This window comes from Pseudonocardia ammonioxydans (assembly GCF_900115005.1).
Lineage (GTDB): Bacteria > Actinomycetota > Actinomycetes > Mycobacteriales > Pseudonocardiaceae > Pseudonocardia > Pseudonocardia ammonioxydans.
This window is the reverse complement of sequence record NZ_FOUY01000078.1, coordinates 1-13021: the sequence shown is the minus strand read 5'-3', so window position 1 is coordinate 13021 and position 13021 is coordinate 1. Positions and strand designations below refer to the sequence as shown.

At 69.5% G+C, this 13021-nt stretch carries 15 protein-coding genes, 1 tRNA gene and 1 rRNA gene; 7 read left to right on the top strand and 10 right to left on the bottom strand.

Going from position 1 to position 13021, the window contains the following annotated elements:
- Positions 1-236, bottom strand: a 236-nt coding sequence (locus BM093_RS35585) for a transposase (RefSeq protein WP_143105665.1), incomplete at its 3' end; no start/stop codon positions are given.
- A gap of 63 nt (positions 237-299) precedes the next feature.
- Positions 300-1148: a site-specific integrase gene (locus tag BM093_RS32655; protein ID WP_177238857.1), complete on the bottom strand. Its 849-nt coding sequence runs from the start codon at positions 1146-1148 to the stop codon at positions 300-302.
- Positions 1149-1432: 284 nt separating this feature from the next.
- On the opposite strand from BM093_RS32655, the gene BM093_RS32650 reads away from it, so the two are divergent.
- From BM093_RS32650 to BM093_RS32630, 5 genes are all read left to right on the top strand, one after another.
- Entirely contained in the window at positions 1433-1786 is a 354-nt protein-coding gene (locus tag BM093_RS32650; RefSeq protein WP_143105664.1) for a hypothetical protein, read from the top strand.
- Positions 1787-1865: 79 nt separating this feature from the next.
- On the top strand, positions 1866-2261 hold the full coding sequence (locus tag BM093_RS32645; RefSeq protein WP_093356630.1) for a hypothetical protein: 396 nt from the start codon (positions 1866-1868) through the stop codon (positions 2259-2261).
- An 86-nt stretch (positions 2262-2347) separates the two neighbouring features.
- On the top strand, positions 2348-3475 hold the full coding sequence (locus BM093_RS32640) for an FtsK/SpoIIIE domain-containing protein (protein WP_093356627.1): 1128 nt from the start codon (positions 2348-2350) through the stop codon (positions 3473-3475).
- A 208-nt stretch (positions 3476-3683) separates the two neighbouring features.
- Positions 3684-4967 (top strand): protein rep, encoded by a 1284-nt coding sequence (locus BM093_RS32635; protein WP_177238856.1) that lies wholly within the window; start codon positions 3684-3686, stop codon positions 4965-4967.
- Positions 4915-5121, top strand: coding sequence for a thioredoxin domain-containing protein (locus BM093_RS32630; protein ID WP_093356620.1), 207 nt, complete (start codon positions 4915-4917; stop codon positions 5119-5121). The genes BM093_RS32635 and BM093_RS32630 overlap by 53 nt, the downstream gene beginning before the upstream one ends.
- Before the next feature lie 240 nt (positions 5122-5361).
- Here the strand turns inward: BM093_RS32630 and BM093_RS35580 are convergent, their stop codons facing one another.
- The 7 genes from BM093_RS35580 to BM093_RS32595 form a co-directional block, all read right to left on the bottom strand.
- Positions 5362-5553, bottom strand: coding sequence for a hypothetical protein (locus tag BM093_RS35580; protein WP_143105661.1), 192 nt, complete (start codon positions 5551-5553; stop codon positions 5362-5364).
- Entirely contained in the window at positions 5550-5870 is a 321-nt protein-coding gene (locus tag BM093_RS32625) for a hypothetical protein (protein ID WP_218163039.1), read from the bottom strand. Before BM093_RS32625 ends, BM093_RS35580 begins: the two co-directional genes overlap by 4 nt.
- Positions 5871-6277: 407 nt before the next feature.
- Positions 6278-7525 carry a phage major capsid protein gene (locus tag BM093_RS32620; RefSeq protein WP_093356610.1) on the bottom strand — a complete coding sequence of 416 codons (1248 nt, stop codon included), beginning with the start codon at positions 7523-7525 and terminating at the stop codon, positions 6278-6280.
- Between the two features lie 167 nt (positions 7526-7692).
- Entirely contained in the window at positions 7693-7953 is a 261-nt protein-coding gene (locus BM093_RS32615) for a hypothetical protein (protein WP_093356606.1), read from the bottom strand.
- 185 nt (positions 7954-8138) lie between these two features.
- Positions 8139-8531 (bottom strand): helix-turn-helix domain-containing protein, encoded by a 393-nt coding sequence (locus tag BM093_RS32610; RefSeq protein ID WP_177238855.1) that lies wholly within the window; start codon positions 8529-8531, stop codon positions 8139-8141.
- An 828-nt stretch (positions 8532-9359) separates the two neighbouring features.
- Entirely contained in the window at positions 9360-10322 is a 963-nt protein-coding gene (locus tag BM093_RS32600; protein WP_218163038.1) for a tyrosine-type recombinase/integrase, read from the bottom strand.
- Positions 10323-10362: 40 nt separating this feature from the next.
- Positions 10363-10436: transfer RNA gene (locus BM093_RS32595), tRNA-Arg, on the bottom strand.
- Between the two features lie 150 nt (positions 10437-10586).
- Here BM093_RS32595 and BM093_RS32590 point away from each other — a divergent pair.
- A complete protein-coding gene (locus BM093_RS32590) occupies positions 10587-11384 on the top strand; it encodes a Stp1/IreP family PP2C-type Ser/Thr phosphatase (RefSeq protein WP_177238854.1) in 798 nt (265 codons plus the stop codon).
- A gap of 61 nt (positions 11385-11445) precedes the next feature.
- Here BM093_RS32590 and BM093_RS32585 read toward each other — a convergent pair whose 3' ends face one another.
- Positions 11446-12075 (bottom strand): methyltransferase domain-containing protein, encoded by a 630-nt coding sequence (locus tag BM093_RS32585; protein ID WP_093356594.1) that lies wholly within the window; start codon positions 12073-12075, stop codon positions 11446-11448.
- A gap of 764 nt (positions 12076-12839) precedes the next feature.
- On the opposite strand from BM093_RS32585, the gene BM093_RS32580 reads away from it, so the two are divergent.
- Positions 12840-13021: ribosomal RNA gene (locus tag BM093_RS32580) — 16S ribosomal RNA — on the top strand; the annotation flags it as partial.

The following is a 13021-nucleotide window of genomic DNA, read 5'->3' as shown; positions in this document are numbered from 1 at the left end:
CCGGCTTCGGTCCAGTCCCGCATCCGCCGCCAGCACGTCACCCCCGAGACGCCGAACGCGGCGGTCGGGAGCTGGCTCCAGCTGATCCCGTTGCGCAGCACGTACATGATCCCGCGCAGCGCAGTCCGGTCGTCGACCGGCCTGCGCCCGGGGAACCGGTACCGGCGCGGTGGACGAACTGGAAGCAGCGGCTCCACGCGCTCCCACAACGAGTCAGGAACAAGATCGGCAGCCATGTCGAGCGACTCTGCCGCAGCCCAGCGAGTGTCTACAGCAGACACGCCGAGCTCATTCTGAAACTATCTCTTAGTGTCCTTCTCCCAGACCCGCGCACCGACCTGGCCGATCGAGGTCCGGATGTCGACCACGCTGCTCGAAAAGTCGATCCGGTCCCAGCGGAGGGCGCAGAGCTCACCCCGGCGGGCGCCCGTCGTCATCGCCAGCCAGACGAGCATTCCCCAGTCCGGATCCCGCCACGCCTCGTCGGCGATCGCAGCCGCCTGAGTCGACGTCGGCGGCTGCGGGTTCGACGGCGGTTGCGGTGGCGCTTCAGCCTGGCCGATCGGGTTCGTTCCGATCCAGCGCCAGCGAACGGCACGGGTGAACGCCCCGTTGAGGACGTTGTGGATCTGGCGCAGGTAGGACCCGCCGAGCGGCCGGCAGGTGTGCGGAGTGCAGCGGTCGTTGCACACGTGGTCGCCGGTCGTCCGGTGATCGACCCCCGGCCGACGATCGCACCGGACGCGGCACCGACGTAGGTCCGCGAAGAAGACATCGAGAGTCTCGCCGTCGAGCCGGCCGATCCGCAGCTCGCCGAGCACAGGGCGGATGTAGTTGCGGGACATCGACTCGTAGCCGGCTCGGGTCGAGTCCTCGACTTCGAGGACGTCGAGGTACCGGTCGAGCAGCTGGTTCACCGTGGCGTTGGTCCGCGGGTTCCGACGGTCGTCGACCTCGGCGAGGAACCGGGTACGGACCTTCTCCGCCTCCTTGGCCGCGTTCGGGCCGGCGGGGACCGTCGCACGCAGGTAGTGACGCTTCCCCGAGAGGGGGTCGACGCCCGCATAGACGCGTACGCGGAACGAGCCGCTCGGCAGGACCTCGACCTCGCCGCGTTGCCGCTTACGCTTCGCAGACTGCTTCGTCACGGATCTACGGTAGTGCCGAGTCGCGCCATGTCTAGCTCCATGGCGGAGGTGCGGCGTCGCGTTGCAACGCTCTGACCTGGTGCCCCCGGCAGGACTCGAACCTGCGACCTAGAGATTAGAAGTGCGTGACCATGGAACGCAGTGCTCACGGGCTTCTGACCAGGTCGTTTAGGAGCGAATCGGGCCGAGTCTCTATCTGTGGCAACTGGCCCTTATAGAGGCGGCCCCGGCAGGTGCGTGAACACCTGGACCCCGGGGCCTTGACCGGATGGAGGTCCGGCCCGATGACGAGCGTATCCGGCAACGAGAGCGCTGCACAGAACCCCCGCGGGGGTGTCCTGATGACTCGCCAGCCGCACGAGGTGCCGTGCATCCCCGGATGCGACGGCGAGCACGGCTCTGACCTCGCGGAAGGCGTGAAGTACTGCACCGCAACCCTCGGGGTGATCTTCCCCGTGGATCGTGCATCGAACCCGGTCGTGGTTCGTGCGGTCCGGCTTGTCGATCTGCTCGACACCACCGGTGCGGCCGACGAGCCCGAGTGCATCGAGATCGCCGGGAACCGGTTCGACATGGTCGAGGCGCGTGCGCTTGCCCGTCGGATCATGGAGCGTACTGAGCCGCACCGGTTCGGCTGACCCCCCTCGCAGGTGAGCCGAATGGCTCACCTGACCACTTCTCGCCCTCGGTGGGCGGGGGCAGTCAGGAGCAACGATCATGCGTGAGATCCCTGTCGACACAACCAAGGTTCAGTTCATCGGCACCGGTAAGAGCGCGGCTCGTGCGGAGTATGCGCAGCTCTCGGACGGTTCGACTCGTCGAACCGGTGAGCAGGCCACGGACGATCACGGTGTCCCGATCTGGGTGGTCGACGTCCTGGTCGACGATGACGACGCGGACCGCGCCGAGATCGCCGGTGTGCGGGTGGCCTCGTACGACGAGCCGCAGACGCCGAAATGGCAGCCGGTGAAGTTCCGCAACCTGCGGTGTAAGCCCTGGGCCGACAGCTCCGGGAACTTCACCAAGGTCGCGTTCTCGTGGCTCGCCGACGGCATCGACGGCCAGGGCGGCCAGCACAAGCCGCAGGAGAACAAGGGCCAGCCGGCCGCCTGACGGGGATAGCACCCGAACCGTGTTCCGGCCCGGCTGACTTCCCCGCAGCCGGGCCGGACGCGCATCGCGGCCCCGGGAGGCCACTCGTGTCCCTGTTCACTCGCAACCGTCGCCCGTTCCGGGACCGCGAGGGCGAGGCGATGGTCGAGCAACTGCTCATCGCCTGGACCCGAGCGTGCGAAGGTGCCGAGCTCGTCCGCACCGTCGACACCGTCACCGGGCCGACCGTCATCCCGCCGAAGCTCGTCGACATCACACTCGGCCCGCCGACCGTGCTGATCGCCGAACTACAGCCCGGGATGATCCCGGCCGACGTGGTCGCGCTGGGCCCACGGATCGCACCACACATGAACGCCTACGGCATCCGCGTCGAGCCGATCGGCCACCGGCACGTCCGCGTCACCCTGATCGCCGACGACCCGCTCGACACTCTCGTCGAGCTGCGCGCCGGTCGCGGGGTCCTGCTCGGTGCCGACGAGGCCGGCGCCGCGATCCGCACCGAACCGGCCGACCTGCCGCACGCAATCGTCCAAGGCACCACGAGGTCCGGAAAGAGCGTGTGGACGTACAGCCTGCTCGCGCAGCTCGTGGCCCGCGACGATGTTCTGATCGCCGGCTGCGACCCAACCGGGCTGTTGTTCCGGCCGTTCGCGGCGACCCGCCACAACGAGTGGCAGTCGTCCGGGCTCGCCGACGTGGACGCACACGAGAAGGCGCTACGCCGAGTCGTCGAGGCGATGGACGACCGCATCCGCGAACTACCCGACGACCGGGACACCCTGGACGTCACACCGGCCCGGCCGCTGCTCGTGGTCGTGCTCGAGGAGTACCCCGGCCTGCTCCGAGTCCTGGATGCCGGCAAGAGCCGCGGAGATGATCCCGGCGCCCGTGTCCGTGCACTCGTGTCGCGCCTGCTCGCCGAGGGCCACAAGGCCGGCATCCGCGTCGTGATCCTCGCGCAGCGTGCCGAGGCCAGCGTCGTCGGCGCTCTGGAACGGGCACAGTGCTCGCTGCGGATCAGCTTCCGCGTCGACTCCCGCACCTCGTGCGAACTACTCCACCCCGGCACCGATCCGGCTATCGCCGATGCGCACACGACCGCGCTCCCGGGTGTGGCGCTCATGTCCCGACCGGGCCACAACCTCACCCGGTTCCGAGCACCGTTCCTCGGCGGGTACCGCGAGTACGTCCACGCGATCCGTGATGCCTCGTGACCGGCCCCGCGCTGCCCCTGCCCTCACCTCGGCGCGCTCGCGCGTGCACGGCCGTGTCAGGGCCCGCAACCGCTACACCAGACCGTGAGCAGACCACCCGAGCTTGCGGGTCCTGGCGCGGTTGTGCATCCCTCCGGGGCCGAGGTGAGGGTTGGGGTAGCGCCACCCCTGCCCGAGCCGAGGTCGCCAGCCGCGCAGGCGGTACGGCATGACGCGCACTCTCCACCCTCACGAGCCAGCCGCCCGGCCGCCCGGCGCCGGAGGCGCAAGGGCGGCAGGGGCGAGCGGAGCGAGCCCCCTTGGTAATACACGCCGTCAACTCTTCCGCCAGGCGGCCGAGCGAGCCCGGGAGCGGCGGGACGGACGCTACCGACTTCGCCGTCGGCTCTGGGAGTTCTCCTCGCTCGCCGGGGTCCGCCGGTGCGGTCGGGTGTCTCGGTCCGAGGGTGGGCCGACGCTGCGGGTCTCGGGTGATGGTGTGCAGCGGTCGGCCGGGTTCGCGGGCCTGGTGAGTTGCGGGATCATGTCGTGCCCGTGCTGTGCGGCGAAGGTCGGCAGCCGGCGCGCGGAGGAGATCCAACACGTCGTCGAGCGAGTGCACGCCGAGGGCGGCAGCGCCGCGCTGGTGACGTTGACGGTGCGCCACCGGGCGGGCCAGCGGTTGGCGCCGCTGTGGGACGGGATCACCTACGCCTGGTCCCGGGTGACGTCCGGGCGTCGCTACGCCTGCGAGATCGCGCAGTTCGGCATCACCGGTTGGGTCGCGGTGGTCGAATCGCCGCACGGTGAGGCCGGTTGGCACCCACACCGGCATGTGCTGGTCTTGTTCGATACCCCGATGAGTCAGGACATGGTGACGGCCCTGGCCGAAGGCTGGTGGGACCGCTGGTCCCGGGCTCTCGGTCGGCGTGGCCTGGACGGGATCGAGCACCGCGGCGGCCTGGACGTGCGGGTAGTGCGTCCGGACGGGTCCGGCGGGTTGGGTGAGTACCTGTCGAAGATCGCGCACGAGGTGTCCGGGTCGCCGACGAAACGCGGCCGGCGAGGGTCGCGGACCCCGTTCGAGATCCTGGCCGATTTCTCGGCGACCGGTAACGCCGACGACTACGACCTATGGGTCGAGTTCGAGCAAGCCGCGCAGCGGCGCCGGACCCTGACGTGGGGCAAGGGCACCCGGGAACGGTACGGGCTGCGGCGGGAACAGTCCGCGCAGGAGATCGCCGAGGAGGACGCCGGCGGGGATGACCTGCTCGGGCTGCCGAACGAGACGTGGCAGGCGGTACGGGACCGAGCCGAGGCGCTGCTCGCTGTGGCCGAGCGCGACGGCCTACTCGGTGCGCAGGCGTGGTTGACCGAACGGGGACTGCCGTTCACACGAGTGAAGGCGAGGGACCGCTATGACCGAGCGGCTGACGCTGCCCGAGCACACCATCAACGCCGTGAGGCACGACGCCGATGGCGAACGCTTCTGGGCACTGACCGAGCAGACTGACCAGCTCGCGTGGCTTGATGCTCGCGGCCTGGACTATGACCTGCTCTCGCACGACGAGACGCCCGAGCAGGCCATCGCGCGACTGTTCGGGCTCGCCGTCGAGACCGAGCAGACCGCTGCGGAGCGGCGCCTCAGGCACCTGTTCGGCCGGTGACGGTAGGCGTGGGGCGGGTGAGTCGGAGAACCTGCCGCGCGGTGATCGGGTCGGCCTGCTCGGCGACCCAGGCTCGGCGGGCGGCAAGCCACTGGCGCCGCGCCGCGTACAGCGGCCACGGATACTCGTTGCCCCCGTCGCTCCACCGGCGAGGTTCCCGTTCGGTCGACCAGTCGTCCGGCGTGAATCGGATGAGCTCGGGCGGTACGGCCGGGGGACCAGCCGCCGGCTGGCGGCGCCTCACTGCTGCTTCCGTCCGGCTCGGCGGGCCGCGATGACCTGCTCAGCCTCTTGCAGGTCGGCCAGGGTCGGGTGTCGGCCGAGTTCCCGGACCACGGATGGTGGCAGCTCGTCACGGGTGGCGTCCCACTTTGTGAGCCGTAGGGCGGTGAGCAGCGTCATCGGTGGCCGCTGCTCGGTCCGGCGCTTCACCGGACCCGCCGGAGCCGTGGCGCCTGCCCGCCGCCCGTGGCGTACGTCCCGCGGACGCCGGCCCGGCGCTGGGGTCGAGCCTCGTCCTCGTCGCCCGAGGGCAGCCGCAGCGCGGCCAGAACGCGGGCCAGCGTCACCCGTAGCTGCCGCGCCTCCACAACGCCGGGATGGACCCGCCCGGACGGGTCGATCGGGCCGCTGTCTGCTCGGACGATGGCGTCGAGCTGGTCGAGTGTGTCGACACAGCGCACGGCCTCGCGTAGTAGCGCGAGTTCGTGCTCTTCCAGCTCGAAGTCACCGAGGACGGCGTCCCACAAGCGCTTTCCGCCCGCTCGCGTCCCCGCTGGTGGGCGTGGTGGTGGCGACTGCTGATCGACCATGATCGTTATCCCGTTCGTTTCAGCTCACACACATGTCGACGAGGCTGGGTGCAGGGTCCCAATGACTGGCTGCCTAAAAACGCAGGTCAGAGGCTTACGACGTGATCTTGCGCTGCATTTCCGCAGGTCAGAGCATGATCGCAATGTGGGGGTGAGCGGGCGGGCGGCAGGTCGTGCTCACGGGAACCGTCCCGGTCGTGGCTACGCCTTCGCTCCGTCCGTGGGCTGATTCCGGGGCTGCGCGCCGGTGGAGATCCCACGTGTGGTGACGTTGACCGCCGCCCACTCGGTGCGCACCTGCGGGCCGTGGCCGAGGTAGTGGTCGGCCCGCAGGTGCACGTCTATCAGGCGCTGCCGCCCTCGAACACCTTGACTGCGCCGGTCGTGTCGACGAGCGCGCCGTCGAGGCGGGCGAGGGCTCGGAAGGTCACGACGTCACGATCGAACGCGAAGTCGTCCGAGCGCTCGAACCTCAGGCCCTCGACCTGTCGGACCCAGTAGCGCGACCAGTCCCCGAACGCGATGCACTTGGCACCGACCCCCACGTCGGGCATGGTCGGGTCGAGGTATACGGGGCGCCCGAGCAACGTGCCAGCGGCCCCGGTACCGGCCGGTACGTCGTTGGCGAACAGGTAGTCGCCGGTGCCGGATGCCTTGAGCTTCCGGATGGCGCCGAGGGTGCTGGTGTTCATCAGCCAGCCTGCGGCCGCGGATCGGGCGTATGGCTCGGCGAGCGAGTAGTACAGATCGATCAGCTCGTCGGCGGTGAAGGTGCCGCCGGTGGTGTCGTCGCCGGTCTTGCCGGCGGTGGCGTCGGTGAGTACGCCGCGGGGCTGGCCGGTCCCGGTCCCGGTGATGGCGTGGGCGCCGAACGCGTTCCCGATCGCGATGCCGGCCTGTTCGCCGAGGTAGGCGAGTAGGTCGAATGTGGCGTCGGTTGCCAGCTCGTGTGTGATCTGGACGAGGAAGCCGTACTTGTAGGCGCCGAGTGTGACGCTGCCCAGGGTCGGGTCGTCCTCGGTGATGGTGCCGCCCTCGGTGACGATCGCGGCAGCGCTGTGAGCGGTCGAGCGCGGGATCTTGATCGGCTCACCGGTGCGCGAGTTCAACATCGTCGCCCCGGCGGCGAGGATCGCCGAGGATTCGACCATGTGCCGCTGGATGCGGTCGAAGAAGCTCGTCGGGAGCAGCCCGCCACCGCTGGTGGTCGCGAGGTCGCGGCGCTCGACACCGGGCCGGTAGCCGGACCGTTCGCACGGGTTCGCGACCACGATCGGCCGGCGGTCGTTCTCCAGGATCGCGGCCCGGAACCGGGCGTCGAGGTCGGTGTCGGCCGCACTGCGGGTCTGGACGGCCCCGCCGAGCAGGTTCGCGAACGCAGCCTCGGATTGGCCGGCGCGCTGGTCCTGCTCGCGGAGGTCGGTGAGCCGCTGGTCGAGCGTGTCGAGCTCGTCGTTGAGTGCAGCCCATCGGGTCTGCTCGTCGTCGGTGAATGCTCGGTTCTCGGCGGCAGCGAGGTCGGCGAGCGACTTGGCGTCGTCGTAGACGCGGCGACGGCGCTCGCGCAGGGTGTTGATCAGTGGGCTAGGCATGGTGGGACTCCGTCACTAGTGGATCTCTGTGACGGCTGCCCCTCGCACTCCCGCACCCGTGGGTGCCGATGGTCCGTGCCGTTCCGCTACGGACGGTGAGCTGGTCGACCTGCCGTGTCACGTGGTCCGGGTGGTGTTCGCCTGCCCGGCCGCGCCTCGTTCACCGATCAGTCTAAAGCGTCGTCGTCGAGCAGGCGACCCGTCTCGATGATCGTGACGCCCGGGGTGAAGTCGAGTGCGTCGAGGTCGGTGACTTCCTGCTCGTTCGCCTCGATCAACGCGACGGTGATGGCGTGGAAGATCGCGCCGAGATGGTGATCGCCTTCGGTGGTGAGCGCGTCGCGCTGCTCGGCGAACGCCACGGCGAGTCGGCGTCGGCGTCCGGTGGGGATCGCGCGGACGGCGTCGGTCAGGTCTGTGTCGGCCACTGGTCATCTCCGATCGGTGGTGGCGCTGGCGGGGGCCTCGCACGCGCGCACGCGCGAGGCGGCCGGGGTCTATGAGTAGGTCTATGAGTAGGTGGGGTGCCACTGGTGTCACATGTTGCGGACACTGGTGTCACATGTTCGGTCACCGGTGTCATATGACACCTATGGCACATGATGGTGATTGCCTACCGTCGTTCCATCCATGGCGCCGTGTTCTCGGGAACCCATCCGAGCGGGATCGCGACCGGTACCGGAATGGTCAGGCAGTAGGCGTTATTGCGTTGCCGGACTCGGCCGCCCTGTTCGGTCTGGTGGAGCCAGCCGAGAGTGGTGAGGGTCGCGAGTGCTCGGATGATCGTGCGTTCCGATGTCAGGAGATCTTCGGCGAGCCGTGTGACTCCGGGGAACGCGTTTTCCCCGGTGTCGTTGTCGGCGTACCGGGCGACGGTGTGACCGACGGCGGCGAGGTGGATCGGCAGGTGCCCGCGGACGACGTCGCGCCATCGATGGGGATCGACCTTCACGCGATTCACGATCGGGTCGCGCATCTCCGGTGGCGGCGTCTGCTGCGGGGTCACCCCGCCCATCGCCGGCGCTTTGCCCCGGCGAGCCGGAGCCGGTACGCCGCACCGCACGAGCCGATCCGGACCTCCTCCTCGGGAGCAGCGGCCGAGCGGTGTAGGTGCATGTGTGAGCAGGCCGGGCAGGTCGGCACGACGATCGCCCACATGTGGCGCCGGCCGGCGGGTGGATGCGCGAAGGCCACCGCGTCGCGGAACCGCGGCCGAGCCGGTTCGGGTCGAAGTTGCCCGACCGGTTCGCTACCGTGGACAGTGTCTAGCTGGGGAGCAGACACCTTGCCGGGACGCCGCCCTGCCGCATCGGGGCGGCGTTCTGCGTTGGTCATCAGGCAGCCTCCGGGTCGTCTCCGGTGGCGGTGCTGTGCTCGGCCTTTCGCCGGGCGCGAGCTTGCGAGCTGCGCAGCGCCAGCGTCTGCATGTGCGCCCGCCATCGGGCGTCTGCTCGTCGTTCTCGCTCGGCGTCCGGTAGGACTCCGTCGGGGTCAACCTCCCGCAGAAACTTGGCGCGAAGGCCGGCGCGGGCTCGCTCCATGGTGGGTGCCGGGTCCTCTTGGGACCATCGGCGATTTGCAGCGATGCGGGCACGCAGACTGCGCTGCTCTGGGGTCAGCGGCATTTGGCATCTCCGGCTCTGTGGAACGACCTGCCGGAAACAAGGCAAGCATACCGCGGAGCCGATTTCTGCCCGTCCCGCGTGGTGCCGTCTCGCGCCTGTCGGGTTTACCCGAACAACTAGTGATCGAATAGAATGGAATGCGCAGGTAGCGCATTCCCTGTCGGGTGCACCAACACTTCCGCATTTCACTCGATCAGGTGACGAGTGGCCTACAGGTCGTCGCCGAGCCCGGCGCGTCGATGCGCCTCCCGGGCCCGCTGATCGGCGGCCGAGGCGGCATAGCGCCCGACCATCTCCCGGGAGCGCCACCCGGTGAGGCGCATCAGATCTTGTTCCTGGTTGCCCGCAGCGAGCCACCGATGCGCGAACGTGTGTCGGAACCGGTGCGGGTGGAGCCCGTCGATACCGGCGTCGGTCCCGCGGCGGCCGATCATCTGCGAGATACCGGACGGGGTCATCGGTCCGCGGACGCCGAGCCAGAGGGCTGACACCGCCGCGTGTGGATGCTGTGCGCGGCTCCGCAGGTACCGCCGTAGCGCGTCGCCGGTCTTCACCCCGAACGGGGCCGCTCGTCCGCGCCGGCCTTTGCCCATCACGCGCACGACGTCAAGCTCGAAGTCGAGATCGTCGAGTTCGATGCCGGCCAGCTCCGAGGCTCGGATGCCGGTGTCCAACAGCACTCGAAGGATCGCGTTGTCGCGCCGTGCCTCGAAGGTGTTGCCCTTGCACGCGTCGAGCAGGCGCCGGAGTTCCGCGTCGGTGATGATCGGTACCGGCTGTTCGGGGATCGCCGGAGGTCGCATCTTCGCGAAGGGGTCGGTGGCGATCTCCTCCTCGTCGACGAGCCACCGGAAGAACTGCTGGACGCTGCGGTACGTGCGCGCCACGGTTGCCGCCGACAGCGTGCCGCCGCGCCGGCTCGGCTTGCTCGCCAAGTAGACGAGCCACTGCTCCAGGTGCGCCCGGGTGATCTCGGCTGCTCGTGTCGGCAGCGACTCGGCATCGAGGAAGTCGGCGAGGATCTCGACATCGACGAGGTAGCGATGCACGGTGCCCGGCGCACGGTTGGTCGCCATGAGGTGCCGCCGGAAATCGGCTAGGAGGCCGCGCACGGTGTCCGGGGCAGGGGTCGTCACTCGTCGACCATAGAGGCCAACTCTCTTGCTGAGCAAGCGGTGTGCTGCTACGCTCAACGTGCGTTGTTGCAGGTAGTGCCCCCGGCTGGACTCGAACCAGCGACCTAGAGATTAGAAGGCTCTTGCTCTATCCATCTGAGCTACGGAGGCGGACGCAGGTCCCACGGTAGCGACACGGGCAACCGATCATCGATCCGACACCGCTCCACCCGGTGGCCGAGCACCATCCGACCGGCTGAAGCGCGGCCCAACAGGGCCTCGCCTGCAAGCCTGGGGGACGGGGGCGTCCATACTGTCCCCATGGTGCTGGGACTGCGCTCCGCGATCAGGTCGGATGTGGGTCGGCGCCGGACGTCGAACCAGGACTCCGGCGCGACGAGCGGCCGCCTGCTGATCGTCGCCGACGGCATGGGCGGGCACGCCCACGGCGAGATCGCGAGTGCGATGACCGTGTCGGCCTTCACCGAGCTGGAGGAACGGCTGCCGCGCGACCTCAGCGACATCGATCTCAACGCCGAGCTCGTCGCCACGCTGGAGGACGCGACCGAGCGGCTCTCCCGCCGGGCCGGGACCGACCCGGAGACCCGGGGGATGGGGACGACGATCGTCTCGCTGTTGCTGACCGGTGAGCAGCTCGCGCTGGCCCACATCGGCGACTCGCGGATCTACCAGCTCCGTAACGGCGAGCTGACGCGGCTCACGCACGACCACACGATGGTCCAGCAGCTGGTCGACCAGGGGCAGATCACGGCGGAGGAGGCCGCGCACCACCCGCGTCGTTCGGTCCTGATGCGTGCGCTGAGCACCGACCACGCGCCGGAGCCGGACGTGGACCGGATCGACATCGTCGAGGGTGACCGGTACCTGTTGTGCTCGGACGGGGTGACCGCCGTCCTCGACGACGACACGCTGCTCCGCGAGCTGAACCGCGACGCCGACCCGGACGAGGTGGTCGGCCGGCTGGTCGAGCTCGCCAACGAGGGCGGCGGGCCGGACAACATCACCGCGATCGTCGCCGACGTGGTGGACCCGCCGGACGAGGCGTCGTCGCCGCTGCGCACGGCAGGCGCGGCCGCCGAGATCACCACCGCGGACTGACAGCGGCCCCGGTACAGCCACGGGCGACGGCGCCGACCGGAGGGCCCGCCCGCGGGATCCGTCAGCGCCGGGCGACGATCCGGCGCAGCCGCACGGTCCTGCCCGCCGACCGGTGCGTGGCCAGGGCCGAGCGCGCGTCGTCCGGGAGATCGGGCGGGTAGGCGCCCGCCGCGCACAGGGCCGCCACGTCCGCGGAACGGTCCCGGTCGCTCCTGTCGAGGGTGAAGCTCAGCCGGTCGTCCGCGAGCACCGCGAAGTCGGCCGAGGAGGCCAGCCACTCCGGGTGCTCGACCGCCGACCGGTGCCGCCACGCCGCCCGGACCGCCCGCCGCAGCTCGCCGCCACGCCAGCCGAACGACGCAGGGGCCGGCAGCAGGAGCGACAGCAACCCGTGCGGGGCGAGAACCCGTCGCAGTTCCCCGAAGAGTCCCTCGAGATCGTCGAGGAGCGGAAGCACCAGTGGTACGGCGATGCGGTCGATCGCCTTCGCCCGCACGGGCAGTGCCACCGCGGACGCCGGCAGATAGCAGCGCGGGCCGCCGCCGACCTCGAGGGCGAGCCCGTGTCGTACGACCGTCGCCCGCACACGGCTGCTGGCTCCCGGCGCCCGGCACCACTGGGCCGCGGTGAGGCCGCCGTCGACGCGGAGCCGGTGCAGTACTGGATCGAGGACGTCTCCGTCGATGGGCACGCGCCGCAGTGTCGCGCAGGACGACCCGACGCGTGCCGCGCGGAGTGTTCGGGAGCCACAGCGCACGCGTGGGGGAGGGCCGGCCCGGCAGCGAGCGTCCCGCACGACGAGCGGCCGGTCCCGGCCGATGATCGACCGGGACCGGCGTGGGACACCGGGCCGGGGCCGGCCCTACCGCTCGTCGCCCGCTCGAGCCACGACGGACGGTCGAAAAAAATCTTGAAAATTCCTGGCGCCCAGGTGGACGCGAGACGAATGACGTGCCGAACGGCCCACACGGGCCTCGATCGGCGTCAGCTCTTGCGTGATCGCGGCTGGTCAACCAGTATCCGAGGGGAGCCCGTCAGTACGACCGCTCGTCGTGCGACAGGGTCGGGTTCGTCCGTGGTCGCGCGCGGCCCTGAGCGAGATTTGCGCAGGTCAGCGCCCATTGGCGACCCCGGTTTGACGCGTCCCGAGCCGTCGCGTAACTTTATCGGTGTCAGCGAGAGAGCCGGACAGAACGAGCCACTGAGGTTCGGTCAGCAGGCCCCGCAGACAGCGAGACCCCCCGGTGGTGTTCCGAGTTTCTCGGTGTGCTTACCTTGGAGGGTCAAGGCGATCCGCCTTCTGGATCCGGTCTGGTGGCTGGTGATGGTGGTGCGGGTGTCTTTTGAGAACTCAACAGTGTGTCGAGCTATTTTTGGTTTGGCGTTTTTGTGCCAGATTGTTTGTTCGGCTGTGATGCGACCCCGTCGGTTGCAGCCGGTTTTTTGTCAGGGTTTTTGTTGGAGAGTTTGATCCTGGCTCAGGACGAACGCTGGCGGCGTGCTTAACACATGCAAGTCGAGCGGTAAGGCCCTTTCGGGGGTACACGAGCGGCGAACGGGTGAGTAACACGTGGGTGACCTGCCCTCCACTCTGGGATAAGCCCGGGAAACTGGGTCTAATACCGGATAGGACCACT

Excerpts from the sequence above, each read along its gene's own strand:
- BM093_RS32650 (WP_143105664.1), top strand. The coding sequence starts at position 1,433 with ATGACGAGCGTATCCGGCAACGAGAGCGCTGCACAGAACCCCCGCGGG.
- BM093_RS32645 (WP_093356630.1), top strand. The coding sequence starts at position 1,866 with ATGCGTGAGATCCCTGTCGACACAACCAAGGTTCAGTTCATCGGCACC.
- BM093_RS32635 (WP_177238856.1), top strand. The coding sequence starts at position 3,684 with ATGACGCGCACTCTCCACCCTCACGAGCCAGCCGCCCGGCCGCCCGGC.
- BM093_RS32590 (WP_177238854.1), top strand. The coding sequence starts at position 10,587 with ATGGTGCTGGGACTGCGCTCCGCGATCAGGTCGGATGTGGGTCGGCGC.
- BM093_RS32620 (WP_093356610.1), bottom strand. The coding sequence starts at position 7,525 with ATGCCTAGCCCACTGATCAACACCCTGCGCGAGCGCCGTCGCCGCGTC.